At 69.6% G+C, this 17,724-nt stretch carries 19 protein-coding genes; 8 read left to right on the top strand and 11 right to left on the bottom strand.

Annotated elements, in window-relative coordinates; genetic code table 11:
- Nucleotides 1-52 precede the first annotated feature (52 nt).
- On the top strand, nucleotides 53-1,219 hold the full coding sequence (gene hutI / locus OB08_RS15790) for an imidazolonepropionase (RefSeq protein WP_461476404.1): 1,167 nt from the start codon (nucleotides 53-55) through the stop codon (nucleotides 1,217-1,219).
- Nucleotides 1,220-1,271: 52 nt separating this feature from the next.
- On the opposite strand, the gene OB08_RS15785 is transcribed toward hutI, so the two are convergent.
- The 6 genes from OB08_RS15785 to OB08_RS15760 all read right to left on the bottom strand — a co-directional run bounded on the left by OB08_RS15785 (nucleotide 1,272) and on the right by OB08_RS15760 (nucleotide 6,226).
- Entirely contained in the window at nucleotides 1,272-1,562 is a 291-nt protein-coding gene (locus OB08_RS15785) for a protease inhibitor I42 family protein (RefSeq protein WP_461476402.1), read from the bottom strand.
- Between the two features lie 20 nt (nucleotides 1,563-1,582).
- Nucleotides 1,583-3,109, bottom strand: a complete 1,527-nt coding sequence (locus OB08_RS15780; RefSeq protein WP_461476400.1) for a C1 family peptidase — start codon at nucleotides 3,107-3,109, stop codon at nucleotides 1,583-1,585.
- Nucleotides 3,110-3,201: 92 nt separating this feature from the next.
- A complete protein-coding gene (locus tag OB08_RS15775) occupies nucleotides 3,202-3,675 on the bottom strand; it encodes a SixA phosphatase family protein (protein WP_461476398.1) in 474 nt (157 codons plus the stop codon).
- Nucleotides 3,672-4,562: an agmatinase family protein gene (locus tag OB08_RS15770; RefSeq protein WP_461476396.1), complete on the bottom strand. Its 891-nt coding sequence runs from the start codon at nucleotides 4,560-4,562 to the stop codon at nucleotides 3,672-3,674. The genes OB08_RS15775 and OB08_RS15770 overlap by 4 nt, the downstream gene beginning before the upstream one ends.
- Nucleotides 4,563-4,584: 22 nt before the next feature.
- On the bottom strand, nucleotides 4,585-4,935 hold the full coding sequence (locus tag OB08_RS15765; protein ID WP_461476394.1) for a gamma-glutamylcyclotransferase family protein: 351 nt from the start codon (nucleotides 4,933-4,935) through the stop codon (nucleotides 4,585-4,587).
- 19 nt (nucleotides 4,936-4,954) lie between these two features.
- Nucleotides 4,955-6,226: a DUF445 domain-containing protein gene (locus tag OB08_RS15760; protein ID WP_461476393.1), complete on the bottom strand. Its 1,272-nt coding sequence runs from the start codon at nucleotides 6,224-6,226 to the stop codon at nucleotides 4,955-4,957.
- A gap of 129 nt (nucleotides 6,227-6,355) precedes the next feature.
- Here OB08_RS15760 and OB08_RS15755 point away from each other — a divergent pair, with 129 nt between their 5' ends.
- Nucleotides 6,356-7,303: a helix-turn-helix transcriptional regulator gene (locus OB08_RS15755; protein WP_461476391.1), complete on the top strand. Its 948-nt coding sequence runs from the start codon at nucleotides 6,356-6,358 to the stop codon at nucleotides 7,301-7,303.
- Between the two features lie 12 nt (nucleotides 7,304-7,315).
- Here the strand turns inward: OB08_RS15755 and OB08_RS15750 are convergent, their stop codons facing one another.
- Together OB08_RS15750 and OB08_RS15745 are read right to left on the bottom strand one after the other, a co-directional pair.
- Complete coding sequence (locus OB08_RS15750; RefSeq protein WP_461476389.1) at nucleotides 7,316-7,675, bottom strand: DUF7882 family protein; 360 nt, start codon at nucleotides 7,673-7,675, stop codon at nucleotides 7,316-7,318.
- Nucleotides 7,676-7,816: 141 nt separating this feature from the next.
- On the bottom strand, nucleotides 7,817-8,989 hold the full coding sequence (locus tag OB08_RS15745; protein WP_461476387.1) for an acyl-CoA dehydrogenase family protein: 1,173 nt from the start codon (nucleotides 8,987-8,989) through the stop codon (nucleotides 7,817-7,819).
- Nucleotides 8,990-9,066: 77 nt separating this feature from the next.
- Here OB08_RS15745 and OB08_RS15740 point away from each other — a divergent pair, with 77 nt between their 5' ends.
- Nucleotides 9,067-10,065 (top strand): TIGR00341 family protein, encoded by a 999-nt coding sequence (locus tag OB08_RS15740; RefSeq protein ID WP_461476386.1) that lies wholly within the window; start codon nucleotides 9,067-9,069, stop codon nucleotides 10,063-10,065.
- A 16-nt stretch (nucleotides 10,066-10,081) separates the two neighbouring features.
- Here OB08_RS15740 and OB08_RS15735 read toward each other — a convergent pair whose 3' ends face one another.
- Nucleotides 10,082-10,843, bottom strand: a complete 762-nt coding sequence (locus tag OB08_RS15735) for an alpha/beta fold hydrolase (protein ID WP_461476384.1) — start codon at nucleotides 10,841-10,843, stop codon at nucleotides 10,082-10,084.
- Nucleotides 10,844-10,927: 84 nt separating this feature from the next.
- On the opposite strand from OB08_RS15735, the gene OB08_RS15730 reads away from it, so the two are divergent.
- Nucleotides 10,928-11,332 (top strand): pilus assembly protein CpaE, encoded by a 405-nt coding sequence (locus OB08_RS15730; protein ID WP_461476382.1) that lies wholly within the window; start codon nucleotides 10,928-10,930, stop codon nucleotides 11,330-11,332.
- Nucleotides 11,333-11,338: 6 nt separating this feature from the next.
- On the opposite strand, the gene OB08_RS15725 is transcribed toward OB08_RS15730, so the two are convergent.
- Both OB08_RS15725 and OB08_RS15720 read right to left on the bottom strand, forming a co-directional pair.
- The gene (locus OB08_RS15725) at nucleotides 11,339-12,217 is read right to left on the bottom strand and encodes an intradiol ring-cleavage dioxygenase (protein ID WP_461476380.1); all 879 of its coding nucleotides are present in this window, start codon (nucleotides 12,215-12,217) and stop codon (nucleotides 11,339-11,341) included.
- A 53-nt stretch (nucleotides 12,218-12,270) separates the two neighbouring features.
- Nucleotides 12,271-13,476, bottom strand: coding sequence for an MFS transporter (locus OB08_RS15720; protein WP_461476378.1), 1,206 nt, complete (start codon nucleotides 13,474-13,476; stop codon nucleotides 12,271-12,273).
- Between the two features lie 361 nt (nucleotides 13,477-13,837).
- Here OB08_RS15720 and nrdH point away from each other — a divergent pair, with 361 nt between their 5' ends.
- From nrdH to nrdF, 4 genes are read left to right on the top strand one after another with little or no spacing between them, the layout of a single operon-like run.
- Entirely contained in the window at nucleotides 13,838-14,071 is a 234-nt protein-coding gene (nrdH, locus tag OB08_RS15715) for a glutaredoxin-like protein NrdH (protein WP_019181042.1), read from the top strand.
- 4 nt (nucleotides 14,072-14,075) lie between these two features.
- On the top strand, nucleotides 14,076-14,540 hold the full coding sequence (gene nrdI / locus OB08_RS15710; protein WP_461476376.1) for a class Ib ribonucleoside-diphosphate reductase assembly flavoprotein NrdI: 465 nt from the start codon (nucleotides 14,076-14,078) through the stop codon (nucleotides 14,538-14,540).
- Nucleotides 14,522-16,678 (top strand): class 1b ribonucleoside-diphosphate reductase subunit alpha, encoded by a 2,157-nt coding sequence (gene nrdE / locus OB08_RS15705; RefSeq protein WP_461476375.1) that lies wholly within the window; start codon nucleotides 14,522-14,524, stop codon nucleotides 16,676-16,678. The genes nrdI and nrdE overlap by 19 nt, the downstream gene beginning before the upstream one ends.
- 33 nt (nucleotides 16,679-16,711) lie before the next feature.
- A complete protein-coding gene (nrdF, locus tag OB08_RS15700; protein ID WP_461476373.1) occupies nucleotides 16,712-17,686 on the top strand; it encodes a class 1b ribonucleoside-diphosphate reductase subunit beta in 975 nt (324 codons plus the stop codon).
- Nucleotides 17,687-17,724 lie beyond the last annotated feature (38 nt).

The following is a 17,724-nucleotide window of genomic DNA, read 5'->3' as shown; positions in this document are numbered from 1 at the left end:
GGACTGCGAGCGACAGATACTGGGACACGGCTGAAGGGAAAGGGTGGATGCTGTGAACCCGACGCTCATCACGAACGTCGGCGAGCTGACGACCAACGTCGACCGCGAGGGCGACCCGACGGGCACGCTGCGCGACGCCGCCGTGCTGGTCGAGGGCCCCCGCATCGCGTGGGTGGGGTCCGCCGCCGACGCCCCGACGGGGATCGCCGACACCGTCGACGCCGGCGGCCGGGCGGTCATCCCGGGCTTCGTCGACAGCCACACCCATCTCGTCTTCGGCGGCGACCGCGCCGACGAGTTCGAGGCGCGCATGACCGGTACCCCCTATGCCGCGGGCGGCATACGCCGCACCGTCGCGGCCACCCGCGCCGCGAGCGACGAGGAGCTGCGAGCCCGGCTCGCAGGCTTCGTCCACGAGCTCCACGCCCAGGGAACCACCACCTTCGAGGTGAAGACCGGCTACGGACTCTCCGTGCACGACGAGGCGCGCCTCGCCCGGCTCGCGGCGGAGGTCACGCCCGAGGTCACATTCCTCGGCGCGCACGTCGTTCCCGCCGACCACGCCGACCGGCGCGCGGAGTACGTCGACCTCGTGGTCGGCCCGATGCTCGAGGCCGTTCGACCGCACGCCCGCTGGATCGACGTCTTCTGCGAGCGCGGCGCGTTCACGCCCGACGAGAGCCGTCGCATCCTGGCCGCCGGGGTCGCGCACGGGCTCCTGCCGCGCGTGCACGGCAACCAGCTCGGGCACGGGGAAGGGGTCCGACTCGCCGTCGCGCTGGGTGCGGCATCCGTCGACCACTGCACGTATCTGGACGACGCGGACGTCGCGGCGCTCGCGGGCGCGCACACCGTCGCGACGCTCCTCCCGGGCGTCGAGTTCTCGACGCGCCAGCCGTACCCCGACGCGCGCCGGCTCATCGACGCGGGGGTCACCGTCGCCCTCGCGAGCGACTGCAACCCGGGGTCGAGCTTCACCAGCTCGATGCCGCTCATGATCGCGCTGGCCGTGCGCGAGATGGGGATGACGCCCTCCGAGGCGGTCTGGGCGGCCACCGCCGGCGGCGCTCGAGCCCTGCGACGCGACGACGTCGGCCTCATCGCACCCGGCGCCCGCGCCGACCTCGCGCTGCTCGACGCCCCCACCCGCGTGCACCTCGCCTACCGGCCCGGCGTCCCTCTGATCGCGGGCGTGTGGAAGGACGGCGGGCGGCTCTGACACGGCGCCGTTCCGACACCGGCGCCGGACGCAGACCGTGCCCACAGCAGCCTCAGCCCGCGACGGCCTCGATCTCGAAGACGCGCTCCTGCGCGGCATCCGATTCCCACGGCCGCTGCAGCGTGAACGTCACCTCGTACGTGCCCTCGGCCTGGGCGACCAGCGTGAACACGACCTGGTGCGGCGAGCCGGGAGGCGCCCCGGCCTCCGGCGGGAGGCTCTCGCGAGTCTCGAGCCGGAGACCGGGCGGCATCTCACCGAGCCGCCACTCGTAGCCCGCGCCGCCGGATGACTCCAGCGCGATGCGGACCGGTTCGTCGACGACGGCGGTGAGGTGCTCCATGACGGCTCCGTCCGATCCGGTCAGATCGTCCACTTGTGGTACATGTGGCTGTCGGTCCCCATCACGAACGTGTCGATCCGGTTCGCCGCCCACGAGCTGGCTCCGACGCCCGAGCTGAGGATACCGCCGAGGTCCTGCCAGTCGACCCACACGCTGCCGTTCCACGCCTTGTGGTACATGTGCGAGTCGGTGCCGCGGGCGAACACGTCGACACGGTTCGGACCCCACGAGACCGCTCCGGGCGCCTCGGTGATGATGCCGCCGAGGTTCTCCCAGCCGCGCCACGCGGTTCCGTCCCACCACAGGTGCCACAGCGCGTAGTCGCCGCCCCGTGCGAACACGTCGATGCGGTTCGGCCCCCACGACACCGCCGCCGGCTCGGACGTGAGGAAGCCGCCGAGGCTCTCCCAGCCGCTCCAGCCGCCCTGGAACCACTTGTGGTACAGCTTGTGATCGGTGCCGACGCCGAAGATGTCGAGGCGTCCCGACCCCCAGCTGCTGATCGCGGGGCCGTCCTGGATGATGCCGCCGAGGCTCTCCCAGCCCTTCCACGAAGAGCCGTCCCACCAGCGGTGCCACACGGCCGAGTCCGTGCCGCGCGCGACGACGTCGATGCGGTTCGGCCCCCACGACTCCGCCTGCGGGCGCGAGGTGAGGATGCCGCCGAGGTCCTCCCAGCCGCTGAACTGCGTGCCGGGGAGCTTGACCCCCGCCGCGCCGTGGAACGGATAGGTGGTGTCGATGCCGGCCTGACCGTAGGCGATCTTGAAGTAGCCGCCGTCACCCCAGCCGGTGCCCCAGCTGTTCTTGGCGATCCACGCCTGCTCCGCCTCGGAGTATCCGATCACCAGCACGCAGTGCAGGCCCGCGAGCCCGCCCGTGGTGTGGCGGTAGACGCCGCTCGAGTAGTAGAAGAAGTCGTCGTAGACCTCCATGACCGCCGAGACGGGACCCTTCGTCGTGAGGTGGTTCTTGCGCTCCGCGGCGCTCGTGAGCGCGTTCCACGACGTGATCTTGACGGCCCGCTTGTCGCGGTCCGGCACGAGCTTGCACACGGGTGCTCCGCCGGCGCCGGTGAACGCCGTCGAATACGGGAACGCCGCCTCGTCGGGGATGCCCCGGGCCTTGATCTCGTCGAGCGCCTGCGACGGCCACCAGCCGTTGCAGTTCGCCCCGTGGTTCGAGCAGAAGTGCAGGTCGGCCTCGGAGAGGTCGAGTCGCTGCCCCTTCTCGATGGACGCCATCGACTCGACGAGGCCCGTCGTGCAGAACGAGACGCACGAGCCGCAGTTGCCCTGGTCCTTGGGTGGCGTGACGTGGTTGCCGTTGCGATTGCGCCAGTCGACGGCGGGATCGAACGCGGGCGGCGGACCGGCGACCGACCGCGGCGCCATCTCGGCGCGCAGCGCTGCCTCGTCGACGACGACGCCCAGCATCCGCTTCTTCTTGGCCTCCGAGAGCGTCGCCACGACGTTCTCGCGCGCAACCCACGTGAGGTTGCTCGCGCGGATCGACGAAGTGAGCTCTGCGATGTCCAGTTTGGGCATGGCACTACCTTCCTTCCCAACACAGGTGGTTGTGTGCCGGGAAGGAGGGGACGGCCGGAGCCGCTGATACGGTCCGGATCAGCGCAGGAGGTTCAGCGCGGCGTGTCGAGGTTCCACTCGTCGGGGTCGACGGCTGTGGCGATCGCCCACTCGTCGGTGCTCCACGAGAACGTGGCGACGGCGCACGTGGGCATGCGCGCGATGCCGCCGCCCGAGAGCCGCTCCGCGAGCGCGGTCATGCCGGGGTCGTGGCCGACGACCATGACCCATGCGGCACGCGATTCGACGGCCGCGTTGAGGATCCTCGAGGCGCCCGCGCCGTACAGCTCCTCCTGCTCCTCGACGGCCACGCGGGTCGCCTCGCTGAAGAACGTCGCGGTGGTGCGCGCCCGCAGTGCGGTGCTCGACAGGATCACCGCCGGCCGCCACCCGGCGCTCTCGGCGAACGCCGCTGCCATGCGCGGGGCGTCGGCGAGCCCGCGCTCGTTGAGCGGCCGGTCGTGATCGTCGAGCGACGAGTCCCCCCAGTCCGACTTCGCGTGCCGAACGAGTGCCAGCCGGATCATGCGGCCACCGCCTTTCCTGCGAGGAGCTCGAGCACGCACAGCGCCGCGAGGCGCACCGTGCGTCCGTCCGGGGCATCCGCCGTCGCATCGACCTCGACGATGTCGGCGCTGCGAAGGCGGGGATCGGATGCCGCGGCTCGAACGAGCCCGCGGAGCTCCCACGCGGCGAGCCCGCCGGGCACCGACGCGGGGCACCCGGGCGCGACCGAGCGGTCGCACACGTCGACGTCGATGTCGAGGTGGACGGTGCCGCCGTCCGCACCCGCGATGTCGAGCGCCTCGGCCATGACGTCCTGCGGTCCGCGGCGGCGCACCTCGTCGAGGGAGACGACCGTGACGCCGAGGTCGGCCGCACGCTGCGCGTAGGCGACGGAGTTCGCGAAGTCGGCGATCCCGAGCTGCACGATGCGGCGGGGGTCGAGGCCGTCCTCGACGAGCCGTCGGACGGGCGAGCCGTTGGACACCCCGTCGCGCAGGTCGAAGTGCGCGTCGATCGTGATGAGGCCGGCCGCGCCGGCGCCCTGCGCGACGGCGTACGTCGCGGAGTTGTCGCCTCCGAGCGCGACGACGAGCCCGACGTCCTCGATGAGCTCGCGGACGGCGGAGCGGACGGATGCCTCGCCCTGCGGCCCGTCGGGCGAGGCGACGTCGCCCGCGTCGACGATGCGCAGCGCCTCCGACAGGTCGACCGGCGGGGGACCGAGCAGCGTCGGGCTGTACCGGCGGAGTGCCTCGCGCACCGCGGCGGGCGTGGCGTGGGCGCCGGTCGGCGAGAGCGACGTGCGCCAGGCCGGCACGCCGAGGATCGCGGCATCCCACCCCCGCGTGCCGTCGGGAGCGGGCCAGCCTCCGGCGCGCGGCCAGAGCGGATCGTGCGAGAGGGTCACAGCGACGACGCTACTCCGGCTGTCACACCGAGACGTAGACCCACGCGGTGCGCCCGCTCGCGAGGACCACGGAGACCCGCCGATAGAGCGCGACCTCGTATTCGTCGGAGGCGTCGAGCTCGTCGTCGGTGACGCGCAGCACCTTGCCGACGACCTTGTCGCGCGGTGAACCCGTGGCCCGGACGATCGGGTGGACCGCGAGGCCCGACAGATCGACGACGCGTGGGTCCTCGATCTCGGCGTAGTCGACGGTGTAGCCCGGCAGCACATCGTCGTCGGCCTCGAGCAGCCGGCCGAAGGTATCGAGCTGCACCTCGGGATGCTGGAGCGTGCCGTAGCTGAACAGGAGGTGCATCGGCTGGTCTGAGGCCACGGGATCAGGCTAGCGAGCGTCAGCCCAGGAGCGCGTGGGCGATCGAGAAGATGACGAGACCCGCGAGGGCGCCGACGATCGTGCCGTTGAGCCGGATGTACTGGAGGTCGCGGCCCACCATGAGCTCGATCTTCTCCGTGGTCTCTGCGGGATCCCACCGCTCCACCGTGTCGGCGATGATCGATGCGATGTCGTGGCGGTAGCGGTCGACCAGGAAGACCGCGGCGTCGGTCACCCACGTGTCGACGCGGCGCTGGAGCGCGGCATCCGTTGTCAGTCTCGTGCCGATCTCGGAGAGCGCCGTCGCGGCCCGGCGGCGCAGGCCGCTGTCCGGATCGGCCAGCGACGCGAGCAGTCCGGCCTTCGCGGTGTTCCACGCCTCGGCCGCGAGCTCCCGCACGCGCGGACTGTCGAACATCGCCGCCTTCGCGTCCTCGAAGCGGCCGATGGTGGCGGGGTCGTGCTGGAGGTTGTCCGCGAGGCGGTCGAGGTAGCCGTCGATCGCGCGACGCGCCGGATGCCCCGGATCGCGCTGCACCGCGGCGATGAAGTTGACCGCCTCCTTGTAGACCGTGTCGTCGACGAGCCGCTGCGCCACCGAGGGCAGCCACGACGGCAGTCGCCGGGAGACCAGTCCGGTGAACGCGGGCTGATTGGCTGCGAGCCAGGCCCCGATGCTGTCGACCGCCATGTCGACCGCGCCGTGGTGGGCGCCCGATTCGACGATCCGGCCCAGCCACGCGCCGAGCGGCGGTCCCCACTCGGGCGAGATGAGGTGCTCGCGGGCGAGGTCTTCGATGACGCTCTGGACGTCGTCGTCGCTGAGCGCCTGGAGCACTCCGGAAGCCATGACGGATGCCTCGGCCGCCACCCGCTCGGCATGGGCCGGCTCGCTCAGCCACTCGCCGAGCCGCGCAGAGACCGCCGTGGCCTCGAGCTTGGTGCGCACGACGTCGGCGCGCAGGAACTCCGTCTCGACGAACTCGCCCAGGTTCTGCCCGATCTCGTCCTTGCGACGCGGAATGATCGCCGTGTGCGGGATGGGGATGCCGAGCGGATGGCGGAACAGCGCCGTCACCGCGAACCAGTCGGCCAGCGCACCCACCATGCCGCCCTCGGCGAAGGCGCGGACGTAGGCGAGAGCCGGAACCTGCTCCTGGAACGCGAACGCGATCACGAACAGCATCGCCATGAACAGCAGCGCGCCGAGCGCCACGCCCTTCATCAGGCGCAGACCGCGGCGGCGCTCCTGATCGGCCGGGCTCAGCAGGTGCGTCGGCGTCCGGGACATGGGCTCATCCTCGCACGCTGCTTTTCGGGTGCGTGATATCTTGACTGCTCGGCCCTCCTCGCTCGGGCTCGAAGTGGAAACCGACGTCGCCCCGGCCCTCGCCGTCGACGCCGAAACGGGGAGACGTGCATGGCAGACGTGCTTTCGCTGCGCCAGTCGGGCTTCGACGCCGTGGAGCAGACCTGGCGCGAGTTCGTGCCTTCGGCGCGGCTGCGCGATCCGGGTCCGGAGGGTCGAGCCGAGCTGGCGTGGCAGTCGGCGGCGCTGGAAGGCATCTCGGTCGTCGCGTACCAGCTGACGGGGAATGTGCGGTCGGCGATCGAGCCGCTGTCGCAGCTCATGGCCTGCCGGGTGGCGACCGACTCCGGCTGGGTCGGCGCGCCGCGGCGCGAGTACGACGTGGCCCTGCCGTGGGCGTCGTCCGGCGCCGTCACTGAGGCGGGGTGGGACGGCCCCGCGACCGTGAGGGCGTTCGTCTTCGAGCTCGATCACGCGCAGGAGGCGGCGCGGCGGATGTCAGGCGACGACGGGCTCATGCTCGAAGTGCTCGATCCGGCGCCGCGAAATGCGGCCGCCGGCGCCCACTGGGAACGGGCGCACTCGTACGTGCTCGCTGGGCTGGTCGCCTCGTCCCGGACCGGCACGCCGGAGCCCCTGCTCGAATCGGAGCTGCGGCGTCACGCGCTCCACGCGACCCTGACCACCTTCTGCACGAGCTTCGCCGACGCGCTCGAGCGGGGCGGGCAGAAGCGGCCCGCGCCGCTCTCGGTGCGGCGCGCGATCTCGTTCATGGAGTCGCACGCCGCCGAGCCCGTGACCATCGACGACATCGCGGTCGCGGCGGGCATGTCGACCCGGGGGCTGCAGGCCGCGTTCCGGCGCGCGATGGGCACCACGCCGACCGAGTACCTCCGCGGCCTGCGTCTTGCGGGCGCGCACGCGCAGCTGAAGGAGGGCGGCCCTCTTACGGTTGCGGAGATCGCCAGAGCGTGGGGTTTCGCGCACCCCTCGCGCTTCGCGTCGCACTATCGCGCGCGCTACGGCCGGAGCCCGAGCGAGACCCAGCGCCAGGGCTGAGCGCCCGCAGCGCTACGACGGGACCGCCGCGCCGTCCGGCTTCACCGGCGTGAGGACGGGCCCGCCGGACAGGTGGACCTGGTCGGCGACCAGCGTGATGCCGCCCGACGAGTTCGCCGAGTTGGCGAGCTCGGCGATCCAGGCGCGGTCGAGCGCCGTGGGCTCAGGGTGCTCGAACACGAAGCGCAGCGGAATGGAAGGGTGCAGCCAGATCGTGCTGCGTCCGCCGGGCTCGTCGTCCTGATGCCGCCACGACACCGTGAAGCTCTCGCTGCGTCGCAGCTTGGTCGCGATCACGATCTTGAGATGTGCGAGCGCGACGTCGTCGATGTGGACGGGAGTCTCCGAGCCCCCGTAGAACATGGTTCCCATCCGAACTCCTCGAGACCGCGGTCGGGTCGACGTGCTGTCGATCCGAACGTATCCGGGCCCCGAGGCGAACGCCGACCGCGCGCCCGGTTCGCGCACGACACGGCCGGAAGGCGCACGCGGCGATCCGTGTGCCGCACCTGCTCAGTCGTCGAGGGGTCCGAGCCACGCCGTCGCGACGGTGGAGTGCGCCGACTCCGGATCGCTCGGGTGGAACAGGCCTGCGAGCACGTCGCGGTAGAGGCGTCCGAGCTCGTTCGACGCGAAGTACGACGACCCGCCCGCGACCAGGACGGCGTCGTCGACGACGGCCTTCGCCGCGGTGACCGCGCGGTGCTTCACCCCCGCCAGCAGCGAGAACCACCGCGCGCCGTGGTCGGCCCGCTGGTCGACATCCCCGGCGAGCGCGTCGAGCTGCGGCGGCAGGGCGTCGTACGCGAGCGCCATGCCGGCGATCCGCCGGCGGATGTCGGGGTCCTGGCTGTAGGGCTTGCCGGTCCGCTTCGACGTGCGGTTCGACGCCGCGGTGACCGCGAGGTCGAGCGCTCGCCGAGCGATGCCGGTGTAGACCGACGCGAGCAGGATCTCGAAGACGCTGAAGATCCCGAAGATGAGCGGGTCGGGATTCGGGCCCGGATCGATGCGCCGCGCCACCCGGCCCGCCGGGGCGACGGCACCGTGCAGCTCGGTCGTGCGGGACTGCGTACCGCGCATGCCGAGCGTGTCCCAGTCGTCGCGCGTGACCACGCGCCCCGCCGCCTCCTCCGACCGCGGCACGAACGCGTAGACCATCTTCGGCCCGTCCGGCGAGGACGTGTCGAGTCCGTGCAGCCCGAGCTGTGTCCAGACCGGGGCGAGCGAGGTGAAGATCTTCGTGCCGGTGAACGCGTATCCGCCGTGGTCCTGCGGCGAGGCGTCCGTTCCACTTCCGAACAGGACGAGATCGTTGCCCGCCTCGCTGATCCCGAACGCGAACACCTCGCCGCCCGCCGCGCCCTCCTGCACGAAACGGAGGTCGTCGATGCCGCGGTCGGCCAGCACCTTGGCGACGCCGGTCCACACCAGGTGCATGTTCACGGCCAGCGCGGTCGCGGGAGCGGCTTCCGCGAGCCGCTGCTGGAGAGCGGATGCCTCGGCCAGCCCGAGCCCGGCACCGCCGAGCTCCGCCGGGACGAGGATTGCGAGGTAGCCGGCATCCCGCAGCTCGTCGAGGTCGGCCTGCGGGAACGTGTTGTCGCGATCGTGCTGCGGCGCCCGCCCGCGGATGCGCTCGAGCAGGTCGTCGGGCAGATGCGCGGCGGGATCGAAGTCGGTCACCCGGACATTCTCCCGCGTTGCGGCACGGCGCGGACGGTGCGTGCCACGATGATCGCAGCGACGAGCAAGGAGCCGAGATGCCCCGTTTCAGTCAGACCCTGATCCCGCCCGCTCAGCGCCAGACGGTCCAGGCGCTCACCGACGCCCTCGACCTCGGCTACGGCGACAAGCAGTCCAAGCGCACCGGCTTCCTGATCATGCTGACCCTCGCGGCGCTGATCGCCATCGCCGGCGTGCTGACCGACTCGACGGCCACCGTCATCGGCGCCATGATCATCGCGCCGCTCGGCACCCCCATCCTCGGGATCGGGCTCGGCATCGTGACCGGTCACCTGAGCCTCGTCATCCGCTCGATCCTGTGGGTGCTGGCGGGCCTCGTCATCGTCGTCGCGCTCGGGCTCGTCTTCGCGCTGTTCGTCGCGACACCGCAGAGCCTCGCGACCAACTCGCAGGTGCTCGGACGGACGTCGCCGAGCCTCATGGACCTCGTCGCCGCGCTCGCGACCGGTTTCGCCGGCGGCTTCGCGATGTGCCGCAAGGACCTCAGCGCAGTCCTGCCCGGTGTCGCGATCTCGATCTCGCTCGTGCCGCCTCTGGGCGTGGTCGGCGTGTGCGCCGGCCAAGGCCTGTGGTCGGATGCACTCGGCGCGCTCGTGCTGTTCCTGTCGAACGTGCTCGCTCTCGTGATCGCCGGCACCATCGTGTTCACGATGGGCGGGTACGCGCGGGAGCCCGGATCGTCGACGACCGCGAACCGCCGACGGGCGTACATCGTCGTGACCGTGCTCGCGGTGCTCATCGCCGTCCCGCTGGCGGCGAACTCGATCGCGGCGGTCGCGCTCGCACGCTGGTCGGCGACCATCCAGGAGCTGACGACCGAGTGGCTCGCCGGCGAGCCCGGTGCGCGCGTCTACGACGTCACGTGGAGCGGAGCCAAGGGGATCGTCGACGTGACCACCGACGACGGTCAGGTGCCTCCGGTGGACGACCTGCAGGAGTCGCTGTCGACGGCGATCCCGTCGTGGGTGGGAGTCGTGGTCGACGTCGGACAGGGGCACGAGATCGTCGTGCAATGAGGGCGGTGCGGCGCCGTCAGCCCTCCAGGGCCTCGAGGAACCGCGCGATCGTGGCCTCGGGCTTGTCGCGATGAGGCGAATGGCCCGCGCCCTCGACGACCGACATCGTGATGCGGGGGTTGGCCGCGACCACCGACTCGGCGGGCTTGCCGCGGAAGATGCTGTACACCTCGGGGTCGGATGCGATCACGTGGGTCGGCACGGCGAGGGCGGTCGCGGCATCCGTCACATCCCACTCGGCGTTCTGCGCGCTCGTCTGCTCGACAGCCCAGCGGCTCGCCTGCTGCGCGGAGAGCGATTTGAGCTCGACGTCCTGCTCGTGCCAGTGCGGGTGACCGTCGCGCACCGCGCGGACCGAGGGGTCGGCGAAGGACTCCTCCTGGCTCGCGCGCACGATCTCGCGATCCCGCTCGGTCAGCGCGATCGCCGGGTCGATGAGGATCAGCCGTCGCGTCCAGGCCGGATCGGCGGATGCCGCGACCGTGGCCGCGGCGCCGCCGAGCGAGTGGCCGACGACGAGGTCCCACGGGGCGTCCGGTCCGGGCCGGGTCTCGGAGAGGTCGGCGGCGTACGCGGCGAGGGTGTAGTCGAGGGCGCGCGGCGCGGTGCCGTGGCCGCGCAGGTCGACCGCGTCGGCGCACCAGCCGGCGTCGGCGAGGGCGACGCCGTACCGCCACATCAGCGGACCGTTGGATCCGAGGCCGTGGACGAGCAGTGCGCGGCGCTCGGCGCCGGGGGCGCCCCACGACAGGCGGGGGAGCGTGACGGGTGCGGGCATGCTCTCAGCCTAGGAGCGTTCGGATCGGGACGTTGCCCGGCGCAAAGCGGCCCGGGACGAGGCATCCCGCGAGAGGATGTCTGCATGATCTCGACCGAGCTCGCCGTCGCGCTGCGCGACGCCGGCCTGGTGTGGCGTCCGCGCTCGGGCGACCGGTTCCAGCTCGACGAGCCCGAGTTCGAGGCCGACGTCTTCACGGTGAGCGAGATGACGATCGAGCCGCGCGAGTACCCGACGGGCCGCATCCTCGCCTTCAACGGCACGACCGAGTGGGCCCTCGACTCGGTGGCGCTCGAGGACGCGCTGTGGCTGCCGCACGAGAGCCAGCTGCGCGAGTTGCTCGGGGCGGCGTTCCGCGCCCTGCGGCGACGGCCCGACACCTACGAAGTCGAGATCGTCACGATCGGCGAACGGCTGGTGTTCGACCATCCCGAGCCGGCGGACGCCTACGCGCTGGCTCTCCTGGCGCTGCTCGACCGACTGAGCTGACGCCCGTCAGACGCCGATCGTGAGCGCCGCCCGGTACCCGGCCGCGACGGAGCCCGACATGGTCGCCATCTGGTGGATGCCGCCGTCGTCGCCGAACACCATGTCGCCCTGCAGCGACACCCGCGCCGCGTTCTGCACGCTCCTCTCGTACCCGGTCGTCGCGTAGACGGCGGCGTTGGCCTCATCGGGCAGCGCGATCTGGGACGTCTTGACGATCGGGCCCGACGCCACGGCGGTGTCGACGTCGTCGTAGACCTCGAAGTGGATGTGCGGCCACCGTCCGGAGTAGCAGGCCGGATAGATCGACGTGAAGGTCACGGTGCCCTGTTCGTCGGTCGCCTGCACGCCGCGGAGGTAGTTCTCGCTCTCGACGCCCTCGCTGTAGAGCGAGTAGCCGCCGTCGCGGTCGCAGTGCCATAGGTAGACGCCGCGCCCCGCGAGCGCCGCCCCGGTGGCAGCATCCCGCACCGTGAGGGCGATCGTGAGGGGCACCCCCTGCGCGACCGTCGTCGACGAGCCGAAGCTCGCGCGGATGTCGCTGCGGACGATCCCGGAGTCGTCGAGCACGTTGACGCCGTTCGAGCCGTCGCCCGGGTACGGTCCGCCGGTCTCGCCCGGCACTTCCGTCAGAGGGGCGGATGCCTCGTCCGTGGGGTTCGCCGTTGCGGACGCGGTCGGATCGTCCGCCGTCGAAGCGGTGGCCGAGGCATCCGCTTCCGTCTTCGCCCCGCAGGCGGCGAGCAGGCTCGTGAGGGCGACGCCTCCGAAGATCCCGAGCGCGCGGCGGCGGTCGATCAGCGTCCGGATGTCGTAGACGAGGCCGCGGTGGTCCTCGTCGATGACGTGGCCGCGCTCGTCGGTCCAGCGGGTGTCGTCGTCTCTCATGCTCCTACGACACACCCGACGGCTATGCGCCGGCTATGGACGGCGTGTGATGCTCAGGTGATCGTCGAGACCGGCTCGGTGTCGGGGATCGGCGAGGCGTCGCGGCCGCGCAGGTCGGGGAAGCCGCGCACGAAGGCCACGGCGACGAGCAGACCGGCGACCGCGAACCCGGCCGCGGCGATGTAGGCGCCGGTGGGGCCGATGTCGTCGATGAGGAAGCCGGCGATCGCCGAGCCGGCGGCGGCGCCGATGAGCTGCCCCGTCCCGACCCAGCCGAACGCCTCGGCCGTGTCGCTGAACTTCACGCTCGCGGAGGTCATCGCGAAGAGGACGGCCAGCGCCGGGGCGATGCCGATGCCCGCCAGCACGAGCGTGCCGCCGAGCCAGAACACGTTGAGCGAGACGATCGTGAGGCTGAGGCCGACCGTCACGATCGCCAGCCGTCGCGCCATCGCCCACGGGCCGATCGGGATGTGGCCGAACGCGAGGCCGCCGGCGAGGCTGCCCACCGAGAAGAGCGCGAGCACGAGGCCCGCCTCGAGCCCGCCGTGGTCGAACGTGGCCACGACGCCCGCCTCCACCGCCGAGCACGCGCCGATGAGCAGGAAGCCGACGACGGTCGCGAGCAGGACCGGCGTCTTGGTGAGCACCTTGCCGATGCTCCGGCGGCTGCGCGGGATGCGCACGCGGCCGACCTCGGGGGAGAGGATGAACCACGACCCGCCGCCGATGAGGATCACCACGATGAGCAGGAGCGCCTGCACCGTCCCGACCTGGGTGGCCACGAGGGTGATCACGACGGGCGCGATGATCCAGATGATCTCCTGGAGCGACGCATCGAGCGAGAACAGCGGGGTGAGCTGCTTCGACGTCACGAGCTTCGGGTAGATCGTGCGGGCGGCGGACTGGATCGGCGGCGTCGACAGGCCGCTGACGAGGCCCAGCGCCATGTAGCCCGGAAGCGGGAGCGACAGCAGTGCGATCGCGGTGACGGAGAGCGCGCAGACGATCATCGTGGCGGTGATCACCGGACGCATGCCCCAGCGCCCCATCCAGCGGCTGGTCACCGGTCCGGCGATGGCCTGGCCGATCGACGCGGCGGCGAGGACGAGCCCCGCGGCTCCGTAGGAGCCGGTCACGTACTCGATGTGGAGCAGGATCGCCAGACTGGTCATCCCGTTGGGGAATCGCGCGGTCAGCTGCGCGGCGATGATGCGCGCGACGCCCGGAGTGCGAAGAAGATCCCGGTAGCCCGCCACCCGTCCACGTTAGCCTCCGAGCACGACACGCCGCGACACGCCGCGACACGCCCAAACCGCTCTCCACAGGCGAATCCGATGTCCGGACCCCGCTCTAGCGTGTCGCCTGTGGACAGTCGCGGATGCGGCATCCGATTCTCCCGTGATTCAGGCGTTTTCCAGGTTCGCAATCGGGTGTCCGCCTGTGGATGAAACGGTGGACAACCTGTGTTGTATATGGGGAGAGCGGTGGAAAATCACACTGATGTAACTACTAGCCCTTGTGGTGCTATCGAATGTCGGTACCCATATGTAGTATTGGTCTCCCGGCGGGGGGCCTGCCGGAAAGACAGCGGATTTGAGGGGAAGAGACACGATCAACATGGCGATCACCGTCTACACGAAGCCCGCGTGCGTGCAGTGCACCGCGACCTACCGAGCACTCGACTCGAAGGGTATCGAGTACGAGATCCACGACCTCTCGGAGGACCCTTCGGCCCTCGAGCAGGTGAAGGCGCTGGGGTACCTCCAGGCGCCCGTCGTCATCACCGATGAGGACCACTGGTCGGGCTTCCGTCCCGACAAGATCGACGAGCTCGCCTCGCGGCTCGCGTGACGCCATGGCAACCGCGATCGCACAGCGAGACGCGGTTGCCGGGCGCCGGACCGCGACACCGCTCCTCGTCTACTTCTCGAGCGTCTCGGGCAACACCGCACGCTTCATCGAGACGCTCGGGGTCAGGGCGGTGCGGATCCCTCTCCACACGACGGATCCGGCCCTCGTGGTCGACGAACCCTTCATCCTCGTCACCCCGACCTATGGCGGAGGCCAAGGCCGGGGTGAGGAGAAGGGGGCCGTTCCCAAACAGGTGATCCGGTTCCTCAACGACGAGCGCAACCGGCGCCTGATCCGCGGGGTCATCTCCGCGGGCAACACCAACTTCGGCGAGCACTTCTGCATCGCCGGCGACATCATCAGCCGCAAGTGTCATGTGCCGCACTTGTACCGGCTCGAAGTATTCGGCACGCCCGAAGACGTAGAACGCGTGAGCGAGGGATTGGAACGATGGCAGACGCTGCAGTGACAGAGAAGGACTTCAAGACCGAGGTGCGGTTCGAGGGCATGGATTACCACGCCCTCAACGCGATGCTGAACCTCTACGACGCCGACGGAAAGATCCAGTTCGACGCCGACAAGCGCGCCGCGCGGGAGTACTTCCTCCAGCACGTGAACCAGAACACGGTGTTCTTCCACTCGCTGAAGGAGCGCCTCGACTACCTGGTCGAGAAGGAGTACTACGAGCCCGCGGTGCTCGACAAGTACTCGTTCTCCTTCATCCAGCAGCTCAACGACTTCGCCTACGGCAAGAAGTTCCGCTTCGAGACGTTCCTCGGGGCGTTCAAGTACTACACGAGCTACACGCTCAAGACCTTCGACGGCAAGCGCTACCTCGAGCGGTTCGAGGACCGCGTCGTCATGACGGCCCTCGCGCTCGCGGACGGCGACGAGAAGCTCGCCACGAGCCTCGTCGACGAGATCCTCTCGGGCCGCTTCCAGCCCGCGACGCCCACGTTCCTCAACGCCGGCAAGGCCCAGCGCGGCGAGCTCGTCTCGTGCTTCCTGCTGCGCATCGAAGACAACATGGAGTCGATCTCGCGCGGCATCAACTCCTCGCTCCAGCTGTCCAAGCGCGGCGGCGGCGTGGCGCTGCTGCTCTCCAACATCCGCGAGTCGGGCGCGCCGATCAAGCAGATCGAGAACCAGTCGTCGGGCATCATTCCCGTCATGAAGCTGCTCGAAGACAGCTTCAGTTACGCCAACCAGCTCGGCGCGCGCCAGGGCGCGGGTGCGGTGTACCTCAACGCGCACCACCCCGACATCATGAAGTTCCTCGACACGAAGCGCGAGAACGCCGACGAGAAGATCCGCATCAAGACGCTGTCGCTCGGCGTCGTCGTGCCCGACATCACGTTCGAGCTCGCCAAGAACGGCGAGGACATGTACCTGTTCTCCCCGTACGACGTCGAGAAGGTCTACGGTCAGCCGTTCGGCGACATCTCGGTCTCCGAGAAGTACCGCGAGATGGTCGACGACCCGCGCATCAAGAAGACGAAGATCAACGCGCGCGAGTTCTTCCAGACCCTCGCCGAGATCCAGTTCGAGTCGGGCTACCCGTACATCATGTTCGAGGACACGGTGAACAAGGCCAACCCGATCAAGGGCCGGATCAACATGTCGAACCTGTGCTCCGAGATCCTCCAGGTCAACACGCCGACCACGTACAACGAAGACCTGTCGTACGCCGAGATCGGCAAGGACATCTCGTGCAACCTGGGCTCGCTCAACATCGCCCTCGCGATGGACGGCGGTGACCTCGCGAAGACGGTCGACACCAGCATCCGCGCCCTCACGGCCGTCAGCCAGCAGAGCCACATCACCTCGGTCCGCTCGATCGAGGACGGCAACGACCGCTCGCACGCGATCGGCCTCGGGCAGATGAACCTGCACGGCTACCTCGCCCGTGAGCACGTCTACTACGGCTCCGAAGAGGGCGTCGACTTCACGAACATCTACTTCTACACGGTGCTGTTCCACGCGCTGCGCGCGTCGAACCGGATCGCGATCGAGCGCGGCGAGACCTTCGACGGGTTCGAGGACTCGACCTACGCATCCGGCGCGTTCTTCGACAAGTACATCGACCAGGAGTGGGTGCCCGCGACCGCGAAGGTGCAGGAGATGTTCGCCGGCCACCACATCCCCACGCAGGACGACTGGCGCGAGCTGAAGGCCTCCATCCAGCAGCACGGCATCTACAACCAGAACCTGCAGGCGGTGCCGCCGACCGGCTCGATCTCGTACATCAACAACTCGACGTCGTCGATCCACCCGATCGCGGCGAAGATCGAGATCCGCAAGGAAGGCAAGCTCGGCCGCGTCTACTACCCGGCGGCGTTCATGACGAACGAGAACCTGGACTACTACCAGGACGCCTACGAGATCGGCTACGAGAAGGTCATCGACACGTACGCGGCGGCCACGCAGCACGTGGACCAGGGCCTTTCGCTGACGCTGTTCTTCAAGGACACCGCCACCACGCGCGACATCAACAAGGCGCAGATCTACGCGTGGCGCAAGGGCATCAAGACGATCTACTACATCCGCCTGCGTCAGATGGCGCTGGAGGGCACCGACATGAGCGAGTGCGTCTCCTGCACGCTGTGACGGTCTGATCAGGGATTCGAGAGAAGAAGGACGATGAGCGAGAAGCTCCAGCTCCTGGACCACGTCCAGGCCATCAACTGGAACCGCATCCAGGACGACAAGGACCTCGAGGTGTGGAACCGCCTCGTGAACAACTTCTGGCTGCCCGAGAAGGTGCCGCTGTCGAACGACATCCAGTCGTGGAACACGCTCACGCCCGAGGAGCAGACCCTCACGATGCGGGTCTTCACGGGCCTGACGCTGCTCGACACGATCCAGGGCACCGTCGGCGCCGTGTCGCTGATCCCGGATGCGCTCACACCGCACGAAGAGGCCGTCTACACGAACATCGCGTTCATGGAGTCGGTGCACGCCAAGAGCTACTCGTCGATCTTCTCGACCCTGTGCTCGACGAAGGAGATCGACGAGGCGTTCCGCTGGTCCGTCGAGAACCCGAACCTTCAGAAGAAGGCTCAGATCGTCATGGAGTACTACCGGGGCGACGAGCCGCTCAAGCGCAAGGTCGCCTCGACCCTGCTCGAGAGCTTCCTCTTCTATTCGGGCTTCTACCTGCCGATGCACTGGTCGAGCCGCGCCAAGCTCACCAACACGGCCGACCTCATCCGCCTGATCATCCGCGACGAGGCCGTGCACGGGTACTACATCGGCTACAAGTTTCAGCGGGGGCTCGAGAAAGTCGACGAGGCGACGCGCAACGACATCAAGGACTACACGTTCTCGCTGCTCTACGAGCTCTACGACAACGAGGTGCAGTACACGCAGGACCTCTACGACGGCGTCGGCCTCAGCGAGGACGTCAAGAAGTTCCTGCACTACAACGCCAACAAGGCCCTCATGAACCTGGGCTACGAGGCGATGTTCCCCTCGACGGTCACCGATGTGAACCCGGCGATCCTGTCGGCCCTTTCGCCGAACGCCGATGAGAACCACGACTTCTTCTCAGGGTCGGGCTCGTCGTACGTCATCGGCAAGGCCGAGGCCACCGAAGACGAGGACTGGGACTTCTAGAGTCCTGGACGTGGGTGCTCCGAAGAACGCCCGCTAGC

The organism is Microbacterium sp. HJ5 (assembly GCF_054824025.1).
Note: the sequence above shows the minus strand (reverse complement) of the source record. Positions and strands in the feature narration are given on the sequence as shown.